Source organism: Streptomyces sp. NPDC096046, from assembly GCF_040303285.1.
Classification (GTDB): domain Bacteria; phylum Actinomycetota; class Actinomycetes; order Streptomycetales; family Streptomycetaceae; genus Streptomyces.
In genome coordinates this window covers 126,919-148,142 of record NZ_JBEOSZ010000010.1, presented here as the reverse complement: position 1 = coordinate 148,142, position 21,224 = coordinate 126,919, and the positions used below count along the sequence as shown (strand labels likewise).

At 71.8% G+C, this 21,224-nt stretch carries 18 protein-coding genes and 2 pseudogenes; 10 read left to right on the top strand and 10 right to left on the bottom strand.

What is annotated here, in order from left to right; genetic code table 11:
* The first annotated feature begins 181 nt into the window (after positions 1-181).
* From ABTX62_RS12135 to htpG, 6 genes are all read left to right on the top strand, one after another.
* Complete coding sequence (locus tag ABTX62_RS12135; RefSeq protein ID WP_352116062.1) at positions 182-1,468, top strand: MFS transporter; 1,287 nt, start codon at positions 182-184, stop codon at positions 1,466-1,468.
* 2 nt (positions 1,469-1,470) lie between these two features.
* Positions 1,471-2,934 carry an L-fucose/L-arabinose isomerase family protein gene (locus tag ABTX62_RS12130; RefSeq protein WP_352116061.1) on the top strand — a complete coding sequence of 488 codons (1,464 nt, stop codon included), beginning with the start codon at positions 1,471-1,473 and terminating at the stop codon, positions 2,932-2,934.
* 559 nt (positions 2,935-3,493) lie between these two features.
* Positions 3,494-3,781, top strand: coding sequence for a DUF3040 domain-containing protein (locus ABTX62_RS12125; RefSeq protein ID WP_352116060.1), 288 nt, complete (start codon positions 3,494-3,496; stop codon positions 3,779-3,781).
* Positions 3,782-3,974: 193 nt separating this feature from the next.
* Positions 3,975-4,796, top strand: coding sequence for a hypothetical protein (locus ABTX62_RS12120; RefSeq protein WP_352116059.1), 822 nt, complete (start codon positions 3,975-3,977; stop codon positions 4,794-4,796).
* Between the two features lie 175 nt (positions 4,797-4,971).
* A complete protein-coding gene (locus ABTX62_RS12115) occupies positions 4,972-5,688 on the top strand; it encodes a class F sortase (RefSeq protein WP_352116058.1) in 717 nt (238 codons plus the stop codon).
* Positions 5,689-5,774: 86 nt separating this feature from the next.
* A complete protein-coding gene (gene htpG / locus ABTX62_RS12110) occupies positions 5,775-7,673 on the top strand; it encodes a molecular chaperone HtpG (RefSeq protein WP_352116057.1) in 1,899 nt (632 codons plus the stop codon).
* 13 nt (positions 7,674-7,686) lie between these two features.
* Here htpG and ABTX62_RS12105 read toward each other — a convergent pair whose 3' ends face one another.
* From ABTX62_RS12105 to ABTX62_RS12095, 3 genes are all read right to left on the bottom strand, one after another.
* Positions 7,687-7,938 carry a twin-arginine translocase TatA/TatE family subunit gene (locus tag ABTX62_RS12105; protein WP_352116056.1) on the bottom strand — a complete coding sequence of 84 codons (252 nt, stop codon included), beginning with the start codon at positions 7,936-7,938 and terminating at the stop codon, positions 7,687-7,689.
* Positions 7,939-8,026: 88 nt separating this feature from the next.
* Positions 8,027-8,590 (bottom strand): hypothetical protein, encoded by a 564-nt coding sequence (locus tag ABTX62_RS12100; protein WP_352116055.1) that lies wholly within the window; start codon positions 8,588-8,590, stop codon positions 8,027-8,029.
* Positions 8,591-8,666: 76 nt separating this feature from the next.
* A complete protein-coding gene (locus tag ABTX62_RS12095; RefSeq protein WP_283968859.1) occupies positions 8,667-9,242 on the bottom strand; it encodes a TerD family protein in 576 nt (191 codons plus the stop codon).
* Between the two features lie 144 nt (positions 9,243-9,386).
* Here ABTX62_RS12095 and ABTX62_RS12090 point away from each other — a divergent pair, with 144 nt between their 5' ends.
* Entirely contained in the window at positions 9,387-9,773 is a 387-nt protein-coding gene (locus ABTX62_RS12090) for a BlaI/MecI/CopY family transcriptional regulator (RefSeq protein WP_283968860.1), read from the top strand.
* A 6-nt stretch (positions 9,774-9,779) separates the two neighbouring features.
* Positions 9,780-10,760: a M56 family metallopeptidase gene (locus tag ABTX62_RS12085; RefSeq protein ID WP_352116054.1), complete on the top strand. Its 981-nt coding sequence runs from the start codon at positions 9,780-9,782 to the stop codon at positions 10,758-10,760.
* A gap of 345 nt (positions 10,761-11,105) precedes the next feature.
* Here ABTX62_RS12085 and ABTX62_RS12080 read toward each other — a convergent pair whose 3' ends face one another.
* The 4 genes and pseudogenes from ABTX62_RS12080 to ABTX62_RS12065 all read right to left on the bottom strand — a co-directional run bounded on the left by ABTX62_RS12080 (position 11,106) and on the right by ABTX62_RS12065 (position 15,256).
* Positions 11,106-11,453, bottom strand: a complete 348-nt coding sequence (locus ABTX62_RS12080) for a hypothetical protein (protein WP_352116053.1) — start codon at positions 11,451-11,453, stop codon at positions 11,106-11,108.
* 175 nt (positions 11,454-11,628) lie between these two features.
* Positions 11,629-11,967 (bottom strand): annotated as a pseudogene (locus tag ABTX62_RS12075) (CBM35 domain-containing protein); the annotation flags it as partial.
* A gap of 68 nt (positions 11,968-12,035) precedes the next feature.
* The gene (locus ABTX62_RS12070) at positions 12,036-13,673 is read right to left on the bottom strand and encodes a cellulase family glycosylhydrolase (protein WP_352116052.1); all 1,638 of its coding nucleotides are present in this window, start codon (positions 13,671-13,673) and stop codon (positions 12,036-12,038) included.
* 473 nt (positions 13,674-14,146) lie between these two features.
* Positions 14,147-15,256 carry a GDSL-type esterase/lipase family protein gene (locus tag ABTX62_RS12065; RefSeq protein ID WP_352116051.1) on the bottom strand — a complete coding sequence of 370 codons (1,110 nt, stop codon included), beginning with the start codon at positions 15,254-15,256 and terminating at the stop codon, positions 14,147-14,149.
* A gap of 574 nt (positions 15,257-15,830) precedes the next feature.
* On the opposite strand from ABTX62_RS12065, the gene efeU reads away from it, so the two are divergent.
* Both efeU and efeB read left to right on the top strand, forming a co-directional pair.
* Positions 15,831-17,882, top strand: coding sequence for an iron uptake transporter permease EfeU (gene efeU, locus ABTX62_RS12060; protein ID WP_352116050.1), 2,052 nt, complete (start codon positions 15,831-15,833; stop codon positions 17,880-17,882).
* Positions 17,883-17,932: 50 nt separating this feature from the next.
* Entirely contained in the window at positions 17,933-19,219 is a 1,287-nt protein-coding gene (gene efeB, locus ABTX62_RS12055) for an iron uptake transporter deferrochelatase/peroxidase subunit (RefSeq protein WP_352116121.1), read from the top strand.
* Positions 19,220-19,304: 85 nt separating this feature from the next.
* On the opposite strand, the pseudogene ABTX62_RS12050 reads toward efeB, so the two are convergent.
* From ABTX62_RS12050 to ABTX62_RS12040, 3 genes and pseudogenes are all read right to left on the bottom strand, one after another.
* Positions 19,305-19,503, bottom strand: a pseudogene (locus ABTX62_RS12050) (tripartite tricarboxylate transporter permease); the annotation flags it as partial.
* 22 nt (positions 19,504-19,525) lie between these two features.
* Positions 19,526-20,065 carry a tripartite tricarboxylate transporter TctB family protein gene (locus tag ABTX62_RS12045; protein ID WP_352116049.1) on the bottom strand — a complete coding sequence of 180 codons (540 nt, stop codon included), beginning with the start codon at positions 20,063-20,065 and terminating at the stop codon, positions 19,526-19,528.
* Complete coding sequence (locus ABTX62_RS12040) at positions 20,062-21,045, bottom strand: Bug family tripartite tricarboxylate transporter substrate binding protein (RefSeq protein WP_352116048.1); 984 nt, start codon at positions 21,043-21,045, stop codon at positions 20,062-20,064. Before ABTX62_RS12040 ends, ABTX62_RS12045 begins: the two co-directional genes overlap by 4 nt.
* Positions 21,046-21,224 lie beyond the last annotated feature (179 nt).

Here is a 21,224-nt window from a genome sequence, read left to right as displayed (position 1 = left end):
TCAGACCGCCTTCACCGTAGGCGAGCTGGAGCGGTCACGCCATATCCCGGGACGGGAATGGGCAATCCGCCCTCACCTCACCCACACGTGTGCGACACCTTGTTGCAACGTTTTTCTCGCCCTATCCTCGCTGCGACCAGGCCCCCGGAACCGCGATGTCACCAGACGACGGAGTCGCATCATGGCCGGTACCCGCCCCATCCCCCCACCGCTCTGGAAGGCCGCCGCCCTGTCGGGCATGGCCTCCTACCTCGACGCCGGGCTGATCGTGAGCATCGCAGTCAACCTCGCCATCTACCGCGACAGTTACTCCATGGGCGTGTGGATGGCCGGGGCGATCAGCGCCATCGTCACCGGCTGCATCGCCGTCGGATCCCTCATCGGGGGACGCCTCGCCGACCTCTTCGGCCGCCGCCGCGTCTACAACTGGGACATCTTCTGCTTCGCGCTCGGCGCCCTCGTCATCACACTCGCGCCGAACGACGTCACCCTGCTGATCGGCGTCCTCGTCGCGGGGCTCGCGGCCGGCGCCGACCTGCCGACGTCCCTCGCCGTGGTCTCGGACGCTGCGCCCTCCTGGGCCCGGGGCAGACTCGTGGCGTTCACACAGGTCATGTGGATGCTGGGCATCGCCGTCGCCATCTTCCTCGGCTTCGTCCTGTCCACCACGGGCCTGACCGGGGCCCGGCTCATCACCGGGCAACTGGCCGTCGCCGCCCTCGTCACCTGGGCGCTGCGGTCCCGGCTGCGACTGCCCGACGAGCTCGCGGAGCCCGCCCCGGAGACGGCCCCGGCGGGCCCCGCACTGACCAGCGTGTGGACCCGCGCCGCCCTGCTCCCGATGGCCGCGACGTTCGTCTTCTACGTGACCTGGGGTCTCGGGGCCAACACCTTCGGACAGTTCGGCACCTATCTGCTCGTCACCGTGAGCGACGCCTCGCAGAGCCTGGCCACCGGGATCAACCTGGCGTTCATCCCGATCGGTGTGCTGCTGACCTTCGCCTTCGTGCGCGTCGCCGACAGCCCCTGGCGCGACCGGCTGTTCCACGTGGCCGCGGTGGTGCAGATCCTCGCCTTCGTCATCGCCTCCCTGACCGCGGGCGCACTCGCCGGCATGCTCGTCTTCTTCGTGCTCTACCAGCTCTCCAACCCCTTCGCCGGAGAGGCCAACTACAAGGTGTGGTCGCAGCTCACACTGCCCGCCGACACCCGAGCCACCACCCAGGGCCTCACCTACGCCCTGTCCAGGGGCGTCTTCGCGGTCGCCGCGTTCTTCACCCCCGCCCTCGCCGACCACAGCCCGTCCGTCCTGCTCTGGGCGATCACCGCCTGCATGACGGCGGCGGCTTCGGCGGGCGTGTTCATCATCCGCGTCCTGATCCCCCGTTCCGCGAGCGCGGTGCGGGACGCGGCGGAGCCGCGCGTCCCCGGCACCCGGCCCGTCGGCCTTCCCGACAAGGAGCACTGACCATGGCAACGACCGCGGATCACATGGCAGTACGAGCCGCCGCGCTGCGCGACCTGCTGCCGCCGGTCACCCGTCGCCGCACCCGGATCGGGCTGGTCGCCGGCGGACTCGGGACCTACTGGCCGCAGTTCCCGGGCCTCCTCCCACAGCTCAAGGAGTCGGCCGCCCATGTCGCCGACCGCCTCCGGGAGATGGACGTGGAGGTGACCGACGCCGGGTTCGTCTCCGACGCCCAGGAAGGCGCCCGCGCCGCCGAGGAACTGCGCAGGGCCGACTGCGATCTGATCGTGCTGTTCCTGACGACATACCTCACCTCGTCGATGGTGCTGCCGATCGCCCAGCGTTCGCACACACCGGTGCTGGTCATCGACCTCCAGCCGTCCCAGAAGATGGACCACGCCTCCTTCGACACCGGGGCCTGGCTGGCCTACTGCGGGCAGTGCCCCGTCCCGGAGGTCGGCAACGTCTTCCGGCGGGCCGGCCTCCCCTTCCGGTCGGTGTCGGGCTGGCTGCGGCAGGAGTCCGCCTGGCGTCGCATCGAGCAGTGGATCCGGGCCGCGCACATCCGTGCCGGGCTCCGGCACGCCCGGCACGGCCTCATGGGGCACGTGTATCCGGGCATGCTCGACGTGCAGACCGATCCGACACTGCTGGCCACCACGTTCGGCTCGCACGTGGAGGTGCTGGAGTTCGACGACCTGAGGCACCGCGTGGAACGGGTGACCGAGACGGAGATCCGGGAACGGATGGCGCTCGCCCGGCAGATCTTCACCCTCGACGAGAGCGTGCGGGAGGAGGACTTCGCCTGGGGCGCGACCGTGTCCGTCGCCCTGGACCGTCTGGTCGCGGACTTCGAGCTCGACAGCCTCGCCTACTACCACCGCGGCCTCGACGGCGAACTGCACGAGCGGCTCGGGGCCGGCATGATCCTCGGCGCCTCCCTGCTCACCGCCCGGGGCGTGCCCGCGGCCGGCGAGTACGAACTGCGGACGTCGGTGGCCCAGTTGGCCTCCCAGAGCATCGGCGCCGGAGGCTCCTTCACCGAGATCCAGGCCCTCGATTTCGAGGAAGGCGTGGTGGAGATGGGCCACGACGGCCCGGCCCACCTGGCGGTCGGCGCCCGCACCCCGCTGCTGCGCGGCCTCGGCGTCTACCACGGCAAGCGCGGCTGGGGCGTGAGCGTCGAGTGCGACGTCCGGCACGGGCCCGTCACCCTGCTCGGCCTCGGCCAGGACGCCGACGGCAGCCTGTCGTTCGTCACCTCCGAGGGCACCGTCGTGCCGGGGCCGCTGCTGGAGATCGGCAACACCACCAGCCGCGTCGACTTCGGCCGCGACCCCGGAGAATGGGTCGACGCCTGGAGCGCCACGGGCGTCGGTCACCACTGGTCCGTGACGGTCGGCCGCCATACGGCCGACTTCCGGGCGGCAGCGAGCCTGCTGGGCATCGACCACCGGCAGGTGTGACGGGCCGGGCCTCGTCGAGGATGGGGGCCGCCCCTCTCCCCGGCCCGCCGAGGGCCGAGCGGCAGGAGGCGGCCGGTCCCCGGCCCGCTCAGGGTTCGATCGGCCCGACACGGATGGCGCGCCGCGTCAGCTCCGGACGGTCGCTGAGGCCTGGCTTGCGACGGGCCGGTCGCCGGAGCGGGGCGAACCCGATCCGCGGCAGCAGGGCGTTCCGCAGGAAAATCCGCCGGTGCGACACCACGGTGAACGGCCTCCTCACCACCGTCGTCAACCCCACATGTGCGCTGCCCGGCCGCGCCGGCATCCGTGACAGCACTCCCCTCGGACACCCCCTCGCGGACGAGCGTTCGGACAGCGCGGCCACCGGGAAGGATGAGGGTGGGGCCCATGGTGGAAGCCGCTGGAGGGGGGAGAAGCCGAAGCCCTGGTGAGAGGGCCGTACCGCCGCATCGGCGGCCCGTCTCCCTGCGCACCGTCACAGGGCCCGACACCCCAGGACTTGTCATGGCCTCGGCCGTGCCCTGCCTCGAAGTGCTCGGGTTTCCGGGAAGGAGAAGCCGTGCCGCAGTCCGAAGACCGGCGTCTGGTCGATCTCGAAGCACGACTCGAACGGGAGGATCCCCGGTTCACCCGGGCCATGCGATCCGGTCGCCCCACCCGGCCACGGGAGTACCGCAGGACCGGAGCCTGGTGCGGGCTGGGACTCGGCGTGGCCGTACTGGGCTCGGGCATCGTCCTGGCCCAGGGGCTGCTCATCGCGGGCGGTCTGGTTCTCGTCGGCATGGCGGCCCAGCTGGCCGATCCGGACCCGGCCCGCATGACGAACGGGCGGTTCGGGCGGCGCTGACGCGGGCGGGTCTCGGGGCCCCTCCGCAGGCGTCCGGACCCGCCATATGCCGCCGTCAGGGTGGCGTAGTAACCCGTGTGAACGCCTCGGATGGTGGGACGGCCCGGTCTGACTGACGGTGGTTTACGTCGAGGCCGGGTCCCGTGAGCTGGCAAGGCGTCAGCTGCCCGGCTCGCGACGGAAGGACTCACCGATGCGCTCTGCCCGCATGCTGCTCGCGACGGCCACCGCCACGGCCGCCCTCGCGATCGCCGCACCCGCCGCCTACGCCGAGGCGATGGGTGACTGGGACCACGACAGCAACTCCTACAGCAAGGAGCACCACAAGGACGGCGACCACCACGCGCCGCGTGGCGGCGTACACACGGGCGGAGGTGCGCTGGCCGCGCTGACCTCGGACAACGACCGGGAACCCTCGGAGCACGGCAAGGACACCTCCGGCGACCAGGGCAAGGAAGAGGGCAAGGAAGAGGGCAAGCACGAGGAGCACGGCAAGGACGACGGGCACGAGAAGGGCTGGGAGGGCAAGCACGACAAGCACGACAAGCACGGCAAGCCGCACGGCGGGATGCACACCGGCGGCGGTGCCCTGGCGGCCGTGAACTCGAACGACGACGGGCACGAGAAGGGCTGGGAGGGCAAGCACGACAAGCACGGCAAGCCGCACGGCGGGATGCGCACCGGCGGCGGTGCCCTGGCGGCCGTGAACTCGAACGACGACTGGGACAACCCCAAGCACGACGCGGACATCTACAAGGACGGCAAGGACGGCTGGGGCGACAAGCAGGAAGGGATGGGCTCCGGCGACAAGGGCGACAAGGGCGACAAGGGCGACTGGGGCGGCAAGGAGGGCAAGCACGGCAAGCACGACAAGCCGCACGGCGGGATGCACACCGGTGGCGGCGGGCTGGCCTCGGGGCCGGGCGTGACGGCCGGCGGTCTGGCGGTGCTGGCGGTGGCCGGCGCGGGCCTGTACGCGCTGCGACGTCAGCGGGCCTCGCAGGGCACCGTCTGACCGGAGTCTGACCGCGCATAGCCGCCGTGGCCGCCGCACGTGCCTCTCACGTCGCGGCGGCCCGGCTCGTCCTCTCACGTGCCGTGCCCGCCGCACGTGCCTCTCACGTCGCGGCGGCCCGGCCCGTCCTCCCGCGTGCCGTGCCCGCTGCCGTGCTCGAATGAGGTGGTCCCTGATGGCAGCCAGTCCCCCCGCTCTTCCCGACCCCGGCCCCGAACCGTCGAGGCGGCGACTCCGTACCGTGGTGACGGTGCTCTGGGCGGCTGCCGCCCTCGCCCTGACCGTGAGCATGGTCGGCGGCCGGGGCGCGTCGCCCGACGCCGACCCGCCGCACGCACCGTCCGCCCTGTCGGCCGCCTCGGCCGTACCCGAACTGCCCGACACGCCGAACACGTCCGCGGCGCCGCACCGGTCCGCCGACGCGGCGGCCGGTCCGCACCTGCCGCCCTCCCGGCCGGTCCGTCTGATCATCCCCAAGATCTCGGTCGACGCGCCCTTCACCGACCTCGCCATCGGCCCTTCGGGGCAACTGGAGCCGCCGCCGTCCGACGACACCAACCTCGTCGGCTGGTACGCCAAGGGGCACACGCCCGGTGAGGCCGGTACCGCGATCATCGCCGGGCACGTGGACACCACGACCTCCCCTGCCGTGTTCGCCGGGCTCAGCGCGCTGAAGAAGGGCGACCGGTTCCAGGTGGTGCGGGCCGACGGAGTCAAGGCGACCTTCGTCGTGGACGCCGCGGAGTCGTTCGACAAGGACGCCTTCCCCAACGACCGTGTCTACGGCGACACGGCGGAGGCCCAGGTCCGGCTCATCACCTGCTCGGGTGACTACGACCGTCAGGCCCGGGACTACACCGAGAACCTGGTGGTCTTCGCGCACCTCGTCTGACATCCGGTGCCACGGCCTGACTTGGTGTTTTAGAGTGGCTGGCACCAGTTCAGGCGACTGTGGGACCTGCGAGGTATGCGCACACCATGACGACCGAAACGTTTGAGTTCCAGGTAGAGGCACGTCAGCTGCTCCAGCTGATGATCCACTCGGTCTACTCGAACAAGGATGTCTTCCTGCGGGAACTCGTCTCCAACGCCTCCGACGCGCTCGACAAGCTGCGTCTGGAGAAGTTGCGGGACGACTCGCTCGACGCCGATGTGTCGGACTTGCACATCGAACTCGACGTCGACAAGGAAGCCCGCACCCTCACGGTGCGGGACAACGGCATCGGCATGTCGTACGACGAGGTCGGACGGCTCATCGGCACCATCGCCAACTCCGGGACGGCCACGTTCCTCCAGGAGCTGAAGGAGGCCAAGGACGCGGCCGGGGCCGAGGGACTCATCGGCCAGTTCGGTGTCGGCTTCTACTCCGGATTCATGGTGGCCGACGAGGTGACGCTGATGACCCGCCGCGCCGGCGAGGGTCAGGGGACCCGCTGGACGTCGCGCGGCGAGGCCACGTACACGCTGGAGAGGGTCGACGACGCCCCGCAGGGCACGTCCGTCACCCTCCACCTCAAGCCCGCCGACCCCGAGAACCAGCTGCACGACTACACCTCGGAATGGACCATCCGGGAGATCGTCAAGCGCTACTCGGACTTCATCACCTGGCCCATCCGGATGGTCCCGCGGGCGAAGGACGGGGAGGACACGCCCGAGCCCGAGACGCTGAACTCCATGAAGGCCCTGTGGGCGCGCTCGCGCGACGAGGTCTCCGACGACGAGTACCACGAGCTGTACAAGCACATCAGCCACGACTGGCGCGACCCGCTGGAGGCGATCCGGCTCCAGGCCGAGGGCACCTTCGAGTACCAGGCGCTGCTCTTCGTCCCCTCGCACGCCCCGCACGACCTGTTCACCCGGGATTTCAAGCGCGGTGTCCAGCTGTATGTGAAGCGCGTCTTCATCATGGACGACTGTGAGGCGCTGCTTCCGCCGTACCTGCGCTTCGTCAAGGGTGTCGTCGACGCACAGGACCTCTCGCTCAACGTCTCCCGCGAGATCCTCCAGCAGGACCGGCACATCCGGATGATGCAGCGCCGGCTGACCAAGAAGGTCCTGTCCACGGTCAAGGAACTCATGACCGGGGACGCCGAGCGCTACGCCACGTTCTGGCGCGAGTTCGGCACCGCCCTGAAGGAGGGTCTGGTCACCGACTCCGACAACCGCGACGCCATCCTCGCCGTCTCCTCGTTCGCGACCACGCACTCCGACGAGGAGCCGACCACCCTCGCGCAGTACGTGGAGCGGATGAAGGACGGCCAGAACGACATCTACTACATCACCGGCGAGTCCCGGCAGAGCATCGAGAACTCCCCGCACATGGAGGCGTTCCGGGACAAGGGCATCGAGGTCCTGCTGCTCACCGACGCCGTCGACGAGGTGTGGGTCGACACCGTCGGCGAGTACGAGGGCAAGAAGCTGCGGTCCGTCGCCAAGGGCGAGATCGACCTCGACGCCGAGGGCGAGGAGAAGACCGGCGAGGAGCGGGAGAAGCAGGCAGAGGAGTACGCCGGGCTGCTGGGCTGGATGCGGGAGCAGCTCGACGAGGACATCAAGGACGTCCGACTCTCGACGCGGCTCACCGTCTCCCCGGCCTGCGTCGTCTCCGACGCGCACGACCTGACCCCGGCCCTGGAGAACATGTACCGGGCGATGGGTCAGGAGGTGCCGCGGACCAAGCGGATCCTGGAGCTCAACCCCGGCCACCCGCTGGTCAAGGGTCTGCACCAGGCGTACCAGGCGAGTGAGGACCGTACGGAGCTCGCCGAGTCCGCCGAGCTGCTGCACACCCTGGCGGTGCTCGCCGAGGGCGGTCAGCCCAAGGACCCGGCGCGCTTCGTCAGGCTGGTGTCCAACCGCCTGGAGCGCACGCTGTAGTCACGGGGCGGGATCAGGGGTGGTCCGGGGAGCCCGTCGCCCGGGCGCCGGGCGGGGTCGTGCCGGTGCCCGGCGGGACGACCTCGCCCCGGACCACCTTCGGGGCCGGGGCCGTGCCGGTCTCCTCGTCCTTGGCCGCGCGGGCTTCGGCCTTGAGGATGCGGGCCGCCTTGCCGGCCGAGCGGGTCAGCTCGGGGAGCTTCTTCACCCCGATGACGGCTATGACGACTACGAGAATGATCGCGAGCTCGCTCAGTCCGAACATGGTGTCCTGTCCTCTCTCGCCCGGGCCGGGCACGGCGTGAGCGTATCGGGCGGGGAGCACGGCGTGATCGCCGTCTCGGGATGCGGCATCAGGTGCCGGCGCAGGTGCGGCAGCATCCCGCGGTCGAGCAACTCCTGCCGCCAGACCAGCCGGGCGTGCTCCACCCGGTCGGCGGCCGGAGCGAGCCGCGCCGGCGCCGGGCCGTGTGCAGCACGGCGGCCAGGGTGACGAGACCGGACACGGCCGCCACCGGCGCCAGGGTCCAGCCGGCCGCGACGAGCGAGCCGGGCAACGGGCCGAGGGCGCCGGCGAGGTGCAGGAGACCGCCGAGGAGCAGCAGCGCGGCGGCGGACGTGCCGGACACGAGCGGTGTGAGCACCACGAGGGCCGGCAGCAGGCTGCCCGGCCCGAGCAGGCTCCGCGCTTCGTGCCGGTCGGCCCTGCGCACGGCGAGACAGGAGCGGTACGGCTCGCCGGCCGCCGCGGCGATGTCGTCGGCGTGGGCGAGCGCGTGGGCGCGCAGGTGGGCTGCCGCCCGGCCGGCCGGGTCGGCGCCCAGGGCACCGCGTGGGTCCGTGGTGTTCATCGCGTGGTGCAGTACGGCTTCGAAGTCCGCGCGGTCCTCCGGGCGGAGGCGGGACGGTTCGGCCACATGGTCTCCCGGTCGTCGCTGATGCGGCCGCCGGGCCCGCCGGCACGCGGCGGACCCGGCGGCCCGGCGGCACGTGTCAGACGTTGACGCCGAAGTCGGAGGCGATACCGGCCAGACCCGAGGCGTATCCCTGGCCGACGGCGCGGAACTTCCACTCGGCGCCGTGCCGGTACAGCTCGCCGAATACCATCGCGGTCTCGGTGGAGGCGTCCTCGGACAGGTCGTAGCGGGCGATCTCCTGACCGCCCGCCTGGTTCACGACCCGGATGAAGGCGTTGCGGACCTGCCCGAAGCTCTGGCCGCGGTTCTCGGCGTCGTGGATGGACACCGGGAACACGATCTTGTCGATCTCCGCCGGCACGGCGGCGAGGTTCACCTTGACGGACTCGTCGTCGCCCTCGCCCTCACCGGTGAGGTTGTCGCCGGTGTGCTCGACCGAACCGTCCGGGCTCTTCAGGTTGTTGTAGAAGATGAAGTGCTGGTCCGAGGGGACCTTGCCGGAGGCGTCGAGGAGCAGGGCGGAGGCATCGAGGTCGTAGTCGGTGCCGGTGGTGGTGCGCACGTCCCAGCCGAGGCCGACCAGGACGGCGGTGAGGCCGGGCGCCTCCTTGCTGAGCGAGACGTTGCCGCCCTTGGACAGGGAAACTCCCACGGGGTACTCCTTCTTGAACGCTGACGTGTGCGGCGCGGATGCCACTTTGAAATCTACAACAATGTAGAAGTACATGGGCCGGGACCGGCGGATCTATACGATGTCCGAACGGGCAGCGCAGGGCGGCGAACAGGAGGCAGGGTGGTGACCGATCCCGGGCAGCGTCCCCGGCGGGGACAGGGTGAGCTGGAGGCGCTGGTGCTGTCGGCGCTGCGGGAGGCGGACGGCCCGGCCACGGCCGGCTGGGTGCAGGAACGCCTCGGCGGCGACCTCGCCTACACGACGGTGATCACCATCCTGACCCGCCTGCTGGGCAAGGGGGCGGTGACCCGGGAGCGGATCGGCCGGTCCTTCGCCTGGACACCCGCCTCGGACCAGGCGGGTCTGGCCGCCCGCAAGATGCGCAAGGTGCTGGACGCCGAGAGCGACCGGGGCGCCGTCCTGGCCAGCTTCGTCACCGGCCTCGGCCCGGACGAGGAGAAGCTGCTGCGTGACCTGCTGGACCAGGCACAGAGCCCAGGGGAAGACTGACACCTGATGGGGGTCTTCGTCTTTCTGCCGCTCATCCTTCCGCTCACGGCCTGGCCGGTCGCGCGTCTCGCCGAACAGCATCTGCATCCGCGCACCGCGACGCGGCTGCTGACGGCGCTGGCCATGGTGCTGGCCCTGTGCAGCACGGTGTGTCTGGCGCTGGTGATGGTGGTCGGCACCGCACAGCTCCCCGGCAACCCGTTGCCCGACGGCTGGTCCGATCCCGAGGTGCGGGCGACGGTGCCCTACGACGAGGTCGTGGGCAAGGCCGCGATTCCCGCGCTGTGCGCGGTGGTCGCCGCCTGCGTGCGGACGGTGCGGCGGCACGGGCGGGTACGCCGCCAGGCGCATCTCGCCCTGTCCGGGCTGCGGGGGACCGAGGTGGCGGTGCTGCCCGACGCCGTGCCCTACGCGTACGCGCTGCCGCCCGGGGGGCTACGGGGCGGCGCCGGGCCGGGTGCCGGCGCCGACGGGCGTGGGGGGCGTGGCCGAGTCGTGGTGACCACGGCCCTGCTGGACGAGCTGCGGCCGGCCGAGCGGCGGGCCCTGTTCGCCCACGAGCGGGCCCACCTCGCCGCACGGCACGACCGGTACCTGCTCGCCGTGCAGCTCGCGGCCCGGGCCAATCCGTTCCTGCGGCCGCTGCGCACCGCCGTGGCGTACACCGCGGAGCGGTGGGCGGACGAGGAGGCGGCCCGGGTGGTCGGCAGCCGCCGCACGGTGGCGCGGGCGATCGGCAGAGCCGCCCTCGTCTCACGGGGCACGCCGCTGCCCACACTCGCGGGACTCGCCGCTCCCGGGCCGGTACCGCGCCGGGTGGCGGCGCTGCTCGGCCCGCCCCCCGCCGGGCACCACTGGCCCCCGGCGTTCACATCGGTGGGGCTGGCGATGTGGGGGGCCGCCGCGGGGACGGCCGTCTCGGCGATGTCGTCCGCGAACTCGGCCGTGACGATGGTCCTCATCCTGTACGCGGCGACGCCTCTCTGAGGGGCCGGCGAGGCAGTCTCCGTGGCGGGCCGGGGCCGGACGACCGGGCGGGCGGGCCTGCCGGGGCAGCACGTGCACGTGTCCGAGTGCCGCCCCACGGCCGGACCCGCCGTCGTGCGCCGGCGGTCTCCGGTGTTCACGTCGGTGGGGCCGATGGTGCGCCGGGGCCGTGATCACCTTCGATGCGATGCACGCGGCGACGCCCCGGTGTCTGTGAGGAGCGCGAGCCCCGGTGTGTCCGAGCGGTTGCCCCTCGGCGGGCCGCTGCCGGGATCACCTCCCGACGCGACGGTGCCGCAGCCCGCCTCCATGGCGGACCGCGGCACCGGTACCCGCTGAAGAACCTCAGCAGTCGCGTAGGGGATTGGTCTCGCTGTAGATCGCGGTGTCCTTCATCCAGCCGAGCTGCCCGTTGTCGGCCACCGTCAGTACCCAGCGGGTGGGGTGGGGGCCGCCGACCCAGGCCTGGTTGTCGAGCTTGCAGTAGAACCAGCTGGGGTTGGAGTACATGTGGCCCACCACCGTGGTGGGGTCGGGATAGCGGCGGTTGTTGCCGATGGAGCCGTAGACCGCCGCGCCGGACACGTTGTGGCACCAGGTGCGGATGCCGTCCCGTACGCCCAGCAGTTGTCGGCGGCGGAGGCGCTGGGCGCCATCGCGCCCCCAGGCCGCCGGCCAGGACCGTCGCCGCAAGAACCGAACCGAGCTTCGTACGCATGGAACTCCCCGTGGTCATGGCCCGACCGGGCCGTTGTCAAGGCCGACCGCACGTGCGGAGGCGGCCATGGCAACAGACGGTGGGTGAGGGGACCTCGGTTGCGGAGGAGCGCACCTCACTCCTCCGTGACCGTCCCGCGTCACCGCACTCTCAGCCCACGACCCGGCCGAGCTCGATCCGGTCGATGTTCGGCGCCCATGCACCGGCGTTGCCGAACGCCACCTTGTTCGCGCCCTTCGCCACATCCACCGGGACGCCGACCGTCCAGTAGTCGTCCCAGCTCCAGGTGTTCTTGAACGTGACCTTCCGGGGTGCGGCGTTGCCGACCGTGATGTCCGCCGTGCGGGACATGATGTCCGTGTTGTAGGCGTGGCCGTTGTCCCGGCGGTCGTTGTGCGCGTAGTGCACGACCAGCACATAGCGGCCGGACCGGGGTGCGTTCACCGTGAACTCGGCGGTGCTGGAGGGGCTGTTGCCCAGCCGGCCGACGCGTGCGGGGAGTCGGGGGCGGTGCCGCCGGGCCCGGAGCCGGGCGGCACCGCCGTACGCGGGTGCGCTCAGCTCACCGAACAGTTCGCGCCGTTGAGGGTGAAGGCCGTCGGGCTGGGGTTCACGGTCGAACGGGTGGCCGTGAAGCCGAGAGTGACCGAGCCGGACGCGGGGATCGTCGCGGTGTAGGAGGCGGCCGCGACGCTCACCTCGGAGCCGCTCTGGGTCGCCGTACCGCCCCACAGGTTGGTGATGCGCTGACTGTCCGGGAAGGTCCAGCGCAGCGTCCAGCCGTTGATCGCCGACGTGCCGGTGTTGCGCAGGACGATCTCGCCCTGGAAGCCGCCGGACCAACTGCCCGTCACCCGGTAGCCGACACCGCAGGCCGCAGGTGAGCCGCCGGGGGAGGTCGTGACCGTCACCGTGCCCGAGCGGGGCGAGCGGTTGCCGGCGGCGTCGCGGGCGTAGACGGCGAAGGTGTGGGAGGTGGCGGGGGACAGGCCGGTGAGGCTGGCGGTGGTCCTCGTGGTGCTCGTGACGGCCGACTCGCCGCCGCCGCTGATCCGCACGACGTCGTAGCCGGTGACGCCGGTCGCGTCGGAGGCGGCGGCCCAGGTCAGGGTGGCGGACGAGGAGGTCACCCCGGAGGCGATCGGGGTGCCGGGGGCCGTCGGGGGTGTGGTGTCGCCGCCGCCGGACCCGTAGACCGCGGCCTCTTTGGCGGTGGCGGCGATGCCGTTCGCGCCGTTGAAGAGGCGCCGGCCCCAGGAGGTGAGCTGGCCCGGGTCGAAGTTCGTGACCATGTCCAGGTAGCCGACCTCGCTGCTGTTGCCGCTCCACGACCAGCCGAGGTAGCCGAGGCGGAGCTGCCGGGTCACGGCCAGGATGGTGTCCTCGTCGGGGTTGCCGTCCGAGTGGTCGTGACCGAACTCGCCGACCACGATGGGGAGCCGGGCCGTGACGAAGCGGTCCAGATAGGCGGTGATCTCGGCGGCGGTGTCGAAGACGCCGTACATGTGGATCGAGAAGACCGTGTTGGCGTCCGGGTCGGCGGCGAAGACCGAGGCGGCGTTGTCGCGCATCGTGAACGCCCAGTCCTGGCCCCAGTTGGGGGCGTCGACCATGATCGTGTGGTCGAACCCGGCGTTGCGCAGCTTCTGGATGGCGCCCTTGGTGTCGGCCGTCCAGGCCGTGTAGCCGGTGTTGCCGTGCGGCTCGTTGCCGATGTTGACGATGACGTAGTCCTCCTGGCCGGTCAACGCGCTCTGCACGCTGATCCAGTAGTCGGCGGCGCGGGAGAGCGTGACGGCTCCGCTCTGCTCGCCGTAACCCGTGGTGTCGTGCACCTCCAGGACGCAGATCAGCCGGTTCTGCTTGCACTGGGAGACCACGTTCGCCACGTCGGCGGCGTCGTTGCGCGTCCAGCGGTCTCCGCTGGAGAGGACCACACGGACGGTGTTGGCGCCTTTGGCCTTGATGTGGGCCAGGGAGCTGATCCGGTCCGGATACCAGGTGTGGGCGTGGTTGACGCCACGCATCACGAAGTCGTTCCCGTTCGCCTCCAGCAGCCGGCCGTTCTGGACCCGGAAGCCGGTGGGGGCGGCCTGGGCCGGCGGCGTGAGCACGAGGAAGGACAGGAAGAGGCCCAGAAGGGCGGCGGCCACGGTGGCCGGGCGTGGAGTGGTGAGCGTGGGGCGGAGTCTCATGACGGCTCCAGAGGTGGGGGTCGGGTGGGGCGTGTGGGCGGTCACGCTGTGGTGCTGAAGGGGGTGTTGGTGCTGTCGGGGGCCGGTCGGCGCGGGCCCGTGGGGTGGGGGTCGGGTGGGGTGTGTGGTCAGTCACGCTGTGGTGCTGAAGGGGGTGTTGGTGCTGTCGGGGGCCGGTCCGCGCGGGCCCGTGGGGTGGGGGTCGGGTGGGGTGTGTGGGCGGTCACGCTGTGGTGGTGAAGGGGGTGCTGGTGCTGTCGGGGGCCGGTCCGCGCGGGCCCGTGGGGTGGGGTCGGGCGGGGCGTGTGGTCAGTCACGCTGCGGTCTGAACGGGGTGTTGCTGCTGTCGGGGCCCGGTCGGCGCGGGCCCGTGGCCGGGACGTCCTGGAGGCCGCCATCGCGAGCCCGCGCCCGCGGGTCGCCGGCGGCTCGGCGCCGTCGGCCATGGGCGTCCGTGGATCCCGGCACGGCTGTCATCCCGCCGGTGCCTTCGCGGTGCAGGTGACAGTCGCCGCCGGGGTGCCCGCCGTCGCCGGGGCGGTGGCGACGAAGCCGAACGTGGCGCTCGCGCCGGGGGCGAGCGCGCCGTTCCAGGTCGCGTTCGCGACGGTGGCGGTGCCGTCCGCGGCCGTGGTGTGGGTGCCGTTCCAGACCTGGGTGAGTCGCGCTCCGTTCGCCGGTGCGACGGTCGCGGTCCAGCCCGAGACGGTGGAGGCCGACGTGTTGGTCACCGTCACCTCGCCCTGATAGCCGCCCTGCCAGGAGGAGACGGCCCGGAAGCGCGCGGTGCAGGCGGCCGGTTCCTCGCCCGGGTCACCCGGATCGCCCGGGTCCTGCGGGGTGCCGGCGTCGAGGACCGCGGCCAGGGCCGGGAACCAGCGGGCGGCGATCTTGTTGTCGCCGGAGGCGTTGGGGTGCACGCCGTCGTAGGTGTCGGTGGCCGTGCTGAAGCCGGTCCACTGGTCGACCACGGTGACGGGGGAGCGGTCGGTGCCGGTCGCCCGGGCCCAGCCGGGAATGCGCGCGTTGAAGTCGACGACGCGTTGCGCGCAGGCCCCGCAACTGCTCGGGTTCATGGGGATGAGCTGGGCCACGAGGATCCGCGTGTCCGGATCGGAGGCCCTCATCTGCGCCACGAGCTTGGTGTAGGCGGCGAGGATGCGGTCGGGGGAGATGCCGCTCCAGACGTCGTTCGTGCCGAAGTGCATGACAACGATGTCCGGCCGCGTGGAGGCCAGCCTGCCGGGAAGCAGGTTCTGGTCGGCAACGGTGGTGACCAGTTCGCCGCCGTGTCCCTCGTTGTCACCGTCGTGTGCCTGTCCGCAGCCCTGCGGGGGGAGGGTGCCGACGAAGTCGATGTCCTTGTATCCGCTGCTCACCAGCCGGTTCCACAGCACGGCGCGCCAGCAGCCCGGCGAGCCGGTGATCGAATCACCCAGCGGCATGACGCGCACGGGGTCCGCCGCTTTCGAGGTCGCCGCGTGCGATGCGGACGCCATGCCCGGCGGGAGGAACAGGGCGGCCAGGAGCCCGAGAACGGACATGAGTCGTAAGCGCGGGGACGAGTGGGGGGTTCTGCGCATGGTGGTCCCTTCCCTTGATGAGGTGGGAGCGCTCCCACCTCATCAAGCCATCGTTGTCATTGACGCGTCAATAGGCGGGACGGTGAGAGGGTGACGCGCGGAAGTCGGACACACGCGGCGACGATCACTCGGAGGCGGACGTGGACACTCGGAGGCGGACGTGGAGCTGGAGCGTGGCGTCCAGGCTCGGGACTGCCCGGCATCGTCACGGTGCCGGGTGCGGGGGCGCGGCGGAGTCTCGGCAGGCGGCCTGTCCATCACGCCGACCGGCACACCGGCACGCCTGCGCAACACCGGCTCAGCAGCGCCGCGGGACCAGGGGCTGCGGGGGAGTGCCCGGCTGCCGCCACCGGCCTCCGGCGAGCACACCGCGGAGGTCTTCGGTCGAGAAGAGCCGGCCGACTCCGTGACCGTTCCGGGCCGTTGACCCTCGCCGGGACCTTTTGCCAGGCCATGAGGCATCCATGACCGGATGCCCAGAGAGCCGGGTCCATGATGGTCGGCGTCGGTAAGGCATGCCTTGGCTAACTCGGTTGGAGTGCGTCGGGGCATCGGGTCGGGAGGGCCGCGGTACATGTGGGACGACGCGTTTCCGAGTTTCCTGATCGGGCTGAGGGAAGGACTGGAAGCCGGGCTCGTCGTCTCCGTGCTGGTCGCCACCCTCGTGCGGGCCGGAGCCAGATCGAGGCTGCCGCAGGTGTGGACCGGCGTGCTGGCCGCGATCGCGCTCTCGATGAGCTTCGGTGCGGTCCTCACCTTCACGGCCGCCTCCCTGCCCACCACCGCGCAGGAGGCGTTCGGCGGCGCACTGAGCATCGTCGCCGTCGCGTTCGTCACCGCGATGGTCTTCTGGATGCGGCGATCCGCCCGCAGCCTGGCGAGCGAGCTCAAGGGGAAGGTCACCGAGGCACTGACCATGGGCGCCGGTGTCCTGGTCCTCACCTCCTTCCTCGCGGTGGGGCGTGAGGGCCTGGAGACCGCCCTGTTCCTGTGGACCACGGCCCGCGCGGCCCACGAGTCGGCCGGCCCCCTGACCGGCGCGGGTGCCGGGCTCGTCCTCGCGGCCCTCCTGTGCTGGGGGCTCTACCGACGGGTCCTGCGCATCGACCTCACCCGCTTCTTCACCGTCACCGGCGCCGTCCTCGTCGTCATCGCCGCGGGCGTCCTCGGTTACGGGTTGCGCGACCTCCAGGAGGGCGCGGTCCTGCCCGGTGGGACGGCGTACGCCTTCGACCTGAGCGGCAGTGTCGACGCCGGCTCCTGGTACGGCGCCCTGCTCCAAGGCGTGCTCAATCTGACGCCGGCGATGACCTGGCTCCAGGTGGCCGGGTACGCCGGTTATCTCGCCGTGGTGATGGCGCTGTTCGTGCGGGGAGGACGGGGTGGGCGGGGTGGGCGGGGAACGCCGGAAGACCGGAGCCGAGGGCACGTCGACGCGTCGGCCGACCGGCCCACCGGCCCCGCTCCGACCCGTACCCGGCGGCTCCTGCCCGTCGCTGTCGTCGCCGTTCCCGCCCTCCTGGCCGGGCTCGTCGTCGCACTGGCAGACCCCGAACCCGACGCCGGGGAGACCGTCGCCGTCTCCGAGACGGCCTGCGGCCAGGGCTTCACCGCGCCAAAGCCGGGGCGGCAGGACTTCCGGATGCACAACACAGGGACTCAGACGTCCGAGGTGTATCTGATCGACCCGTCCTCGAACGCTGTCTACGGCGAGATCGAGGGCCTGGCCCCCGGCACCACCCGGGACCTCGTCGCCACCGTGGCGGGCGGAACGTACGCCTGGCGCTGTGTGCCGGCCGACGGCAGGGCCGTCACCTCGAAGGCGGTCCGGGTCGACGGCGCCGCCCGCGCCCACGCCGTCGCCCCCGTCTCCGCACAGGACCTCGCCGCACCGCTCAAGGCGTACAAGGCGTACGCGAACCGGGGACTGGCCGCGCTCGTCACCCGCACCGGGAGACTCAGCGACGACATTCGCGCCGGGCACCTGGACACCGCCCGCGCCGACTGGCTGACCGCCCACCGTACCTACGCCTCCCTCGGCGCCGCCTACGGCACCTTCGAGGACTTCGACCGGAAGATCGACGGACGGCCCGACGGGCTGCCGGCCGGCGTCCACGACAAGGACTTCACCGGCTTCCACCGGATCGAGTACGGACTGTGGCACGGGGAGTCCGCGGCCGGGCTCAAGGACGTGGCCCAGCGGTTGGCCGACGACGCCGCCGGGTTGCGGAAGGCCTTCCCGCACCAGGACTTCGACCCCTCCGACCTGCCCCTGCGCGCCCACGAGATCCTGGAGAACACCCTCCAGTTCGAGCTGACCGGCGACACCGACCAGGGCAGCGGCACCGGGCTGGCCACCGCCGGGGCCGACCTGGCCGGTACCCGCGAACTGCTCACCGTGCTGGGGCCGTTGCTCACCTCGCGTGCCCCGAAGCTGCTTCCCACCGTCGACGCGGACAGCACGCGACTGCGGAGGCTGCTCGACTCCGGGCACCACGGGGCCGGGTGGACCCCCGTCGACCGGCTCGACCCGGCCGTGAAGGCCCGGATCGACGGGGCCGCGGGGCAACTCCTCGAAGACCTCGCGCCGGTGCCGGACCTGCTCGAGATCAGGAGGTCCGCATGAGCGCCCGGCGTCGGGACCAGCGCGCAGAAGACACCGAAGGGAACGCCCCCATGCCGTCCGCCGACACGCCGCCGCCGGGCTGCCCCGCCCACACCGGCCGCCGCTCCTTCGTGAAGACGGCCCTGGGCGCCGGAGCCGCCGGAGCAGTCCTGGCCGGGGGCGGGCTCGCAGTCGCCGAGAGCGGCAGCGGCACGGCCCGGGCGGCCGGGCGGCAGAGCGCCGAACGGGTGGCCTTCCACGGAACCCACCAGGCGGGGATCCTCACCCCCGCCCAGGCGGCCGCCGCCTTCGTCTCCTTCGACGTCATCGCCGACGACCGCGCCGAACTGGCCGATCTGCTGCGGAGCCTCACCGAGCGGGCCCGCTTCCTCACCTCCGGCGGCACACCGGTGGACCTCGGCGTCGGCGCCCCGCCCTCGGACAACGGCCTTCTCGGCCCGGTCGTCCCGGCCGACGCGCTCACCGTCACCGTGGGTCTCGGCGCCTCCCTCTTCGACGACCGCTACGGACTCGCCCGGGCCAAACCGCGCCGGCTCACGCCCATGCGGACCTTCCCCAACGACAACCTGAACCCCGCCGAGTGCCACGGTGACCTGTCCCTGCAGATCTGCGCGTCCCGGCAGGACACCGTGCTGCACGCCCTGCGCGACATCGCCAAGCACACGCGGGGCGCCCTGCAGATCCGGTGGCGCGTCGACGGCTTCCAGAACACGCCCCGGCCCAGCGGTGCCCCGCGCAATCTGCTGGGCTTCAAGGACGGCATCGCCAACCCGGACGTGGCGTCGGCCCGCGAGATGGACCGTCTGGTGTGGGTCGGACAGGGGCAGGGCGAGCCCGCCTGGGCGGTCGGGGGCAGCTATCAGGTCGTGCGGATCATCCGGATGCTCGTGGAGTTCTGGGACCGGGTCTCGCTGTCCGAGCAGGAGCTGATGTTCGGCCGGCGCAAGGACACCGGCGCCCCGCTGGACGGCGCCGAGGAGACGGACAGCCCGAACTACGCCAAGGACCCGCACGGCACGGCGATCCCGCTCGACGCGCACATCCGGCTCGCCAACCCGCGCACGGCGAAGAGCGACGACTCCCGGCTTCTACGGCGTGGTTACAACTACGACCGGGGCATCGACAGCGTCGGCGACCTCGACATGGGACTGATCTTCTGCTGCTACCAGCAGGACGCGCACCGCCAGTTCGAGGCCACCCAGACCCGGCTGATCGACGAGCCCCTCGTCGACTACATCTCCCCCACCGGCGGCGGCTACTTCTTCGCCCTGCCCGGTGTGCGGGACTCCTCCGACTGGCTGGGCAGGGGGCTGCTGTCGACCGGGCGGACGGGCTGACCGGTGCGCCCCCGGAGCGGGGTGAACGGCCCGTACGCGCGATGTGAGCGGGGTGACCAGCGACCCGCACGCGCGACGTTAAGGAGATGCCCGCGAACATGATGAACGCGCGGGTCGGGTCGAGTCCGTGGTTCACCGGCAGCAGCAGCGCCACCGCCATCGCCGGGCCTGCCGGGCAGCACGCCGATCGCCGTGCCGAGCGGGACGCCGATCGCGGCCCACAGCAGGTTGCCCGGTGTGAGGGCCGTACCGAAGCCGTCCATGAGGGAGGCGAAGGCGTTCATGAGGGAGGCGAAGGCGTTCATGTCACAGCACTCCCATCAGGGGGCCGCCGGGCAGGGGCACTCCGAGCAGGTTGTCGAACACGGTGTAGGTGACGAGGGAGAGCCCTGCCGCGATGAGCGGATCACGGTCGGTCCGGCGACTGCCCAGCGCGAACGCCACACCCCAGAACAGCAGCGCACCCGCGACGGGGAAGCCGGCCGGCTGGATGAGGACGGCCGCGCCGAGGAACACCCCGGCGAGCAGCAGCACGGTGCGCCAGTCGGCGGGCTCGGACAGGTCCACGTCCTCGCCTCCCTCGGCCTGGCCCCGGCCGCCGCGCAGTACGTCCACGGCGAGCAGCGCGGCGATGACCAGCAGACCGGCGCCGACCACGACCGGCACGGTCTTCGGGCCCACCGGCCCGCGCTGGGCGATGTCGACGTCCATGGTGAGCGAGTCCGTCAGGACGAGCAGGCCCAGCGCCAGCAGCAGGACGCACACGCCGAGTTCGGAGTGCTCGCACAGCCAGGAGCGTCGTTCGCCACCGTTCCCGGCGGGGGCATGGTCGGTCCGCGTTGTCACAGTCCCAGCTCCTTCAGCACCGACACCACGCGCTTGTCCTCGGCGTCGAGGAACGCGCCGAACTCCGCACCGGCGAGGAAGGCGTCGTCCCAGCCGTTGTGCTCCAGGGACCTGCGCCACTCGTCCGAGTCGTGGAGTTCCTCGACCAGTTTCACGAGCTTGCCGCGCTCGGCGTCGTTGAGACCGGGCGGGGCGACGATGCCGCGCCAGTTGGTGAAGTTCACGTCGTACCCCGCCTCCTTCAGCGTGGGTGCGTCCAGGCCCTCCACGCGTTCCGGGCCGGTGACCGCGAGGAGGCGCAGCTCGCCCGCCTTGATCTGGTCCAGGTATTCGCCGACGCCGGAGACACCGAAGGCGACCTTGCTGCCGAGGATCGAGGCGAGCAGTTCGCCGCCGCCGTCGAAGGGGATGTAGTTGACCTGCTTCGGCGACATGCCGGCGGCCCGGGCCATCAGCATCGGCGCGAGGTGGTCGGGCCCGCCGGGGGAGGAGCCGCCGCCCACCGGCAGCTTGCCCGGGTCCTCCTGCCAGGCGCCGATCAGGTCGTCGATCGTCTTGTACGGGGAGTCCTTGCCGACCACGACCACGTCCTGCTCCTCGGTGAGCCGGGCGATCGGTGTGGTGTCGGCGAGCGTCTTCGGCGCGTCGTTGGAACGGACGGCGCCCACGACCCCGAGGCCCATCGACATGGCGAGCGTGCCGTTGCCGTGCTCGCTCACCAGCCGGCTCAGGCCGACCGTGCCGCCGGCGCCCGGCAGGTTGAACACCTCGACGTTGTGGGTCAGTCCGGCGTCCTCGGCGTTCTTCGCGGCCGTGCGGGCCGTGATGTCGTAGCCGCCGCCCGGCGTGTTGGGGACCATGAAGCGCAGGCCCGGGATGTGTGTGCCGGTCTCGGAGCCGCTGCCGGTGGTGAGCAGCGGCGGTCCGACGAGCACGAGCACGGCGGCCCCGAGCAGGGCGAGGGGGGTACGCAGGCGCACGAGTGCCACCACCTGTCGGTTCGTCGATGCGGGTAGTTCACGCCCTGTGGGGGAGGGGGCGTGGGCCACATGGTGCACGCGGCATGGACGCGCTGTCTCGCTTGCGGGACCAACCGAGGTTTTGGTCATTGCGGTAACGGCGCCCGCGTGGTGGTTCGTCCGCACCACGGCGAGCGAAC

Excerpts from the sequence above, each read along its gene's own strand:
- ABTX62_RS12135 (WP_352116062.1), top strand. The coding sequence starts at position 182 with ATGGCCGGTACCCGCCCCATCCCCCCACCGCTCTGGAAGGCCGCCGCC.
- ABTX62_RS12130 (WP_352116061.1), top strand. The coding sequence starts at position 1,471 with ATGGCAACGACCGCGGATCACATGGCAGTACGAGCCGCCGCGCTGCGC.
- ABTX62_RS12120 (WP_352116059.1), top strand. The coding sequence starts at position 3,975 with ATGCGCTCTGCCCGCATGCTGCTCGCGACGGCCACCGCCACGGCCGCC.
- ABTX62_RS12115 (WP_352116058.1), top strand. The coding sequence starts at position 4,972 with ATGGCAGCCAGTCCCCCCGCTCTTCCCGACCCCGGCCCCGAACCGTCG.
- htpG (WP_352116057.1), top strand. The coding sequence starts at position 5,775 with ATGACGACCGAAACGTTTGAGTTCCAGGTAGAGGCACGTCAGCTGCTC.
- ABTX62_RS12105 (WP_352116056.1), bottom strand. The coding sequence starts at position 7,938 with ATGTTCGGACTGAGCGAGCTCGCGATCATTCTCGTAGTCGTCATAGCC.
- ABTX62_RS12085 (WP_352116054.1), top strand. The coding sequence starts at position 9,780 with ATGGGGGTCTTCGTCTTTCTGCCGCTCATCCTTCCGCTCACGGCCTGG.
- ABTX62_RS12070 (WP_352116052.1), bottom strand. The coding sequence starts at position 13,673 with ATGAGACTCCGCCCCACGCTCACCACTCCACGCCCGGCCACCGTGGCC.
- ABTX62_RS12065 (WP_352116051.1), bottom strand. The coding sequence starts at position 15,256 with ATGCGCAGAACCCCCCACTCGTCCCCGCGCTTACGACTCATGTCCGTT.
- efeU (WP_352116050.1), top strand. The coding sequence starts at position 15,831 with ATGTGGGACGACGCGTTTCCGAGTTTCCTGATCGGGCTGAGGGAAGGA.
- efeB (WP_352116121.1), top strand. The coding sequence starts at position 17,933 with ATGCCGTCCGCCGACACGCCGCCGCCGGGCTGCCCCGCCCACACCGGC.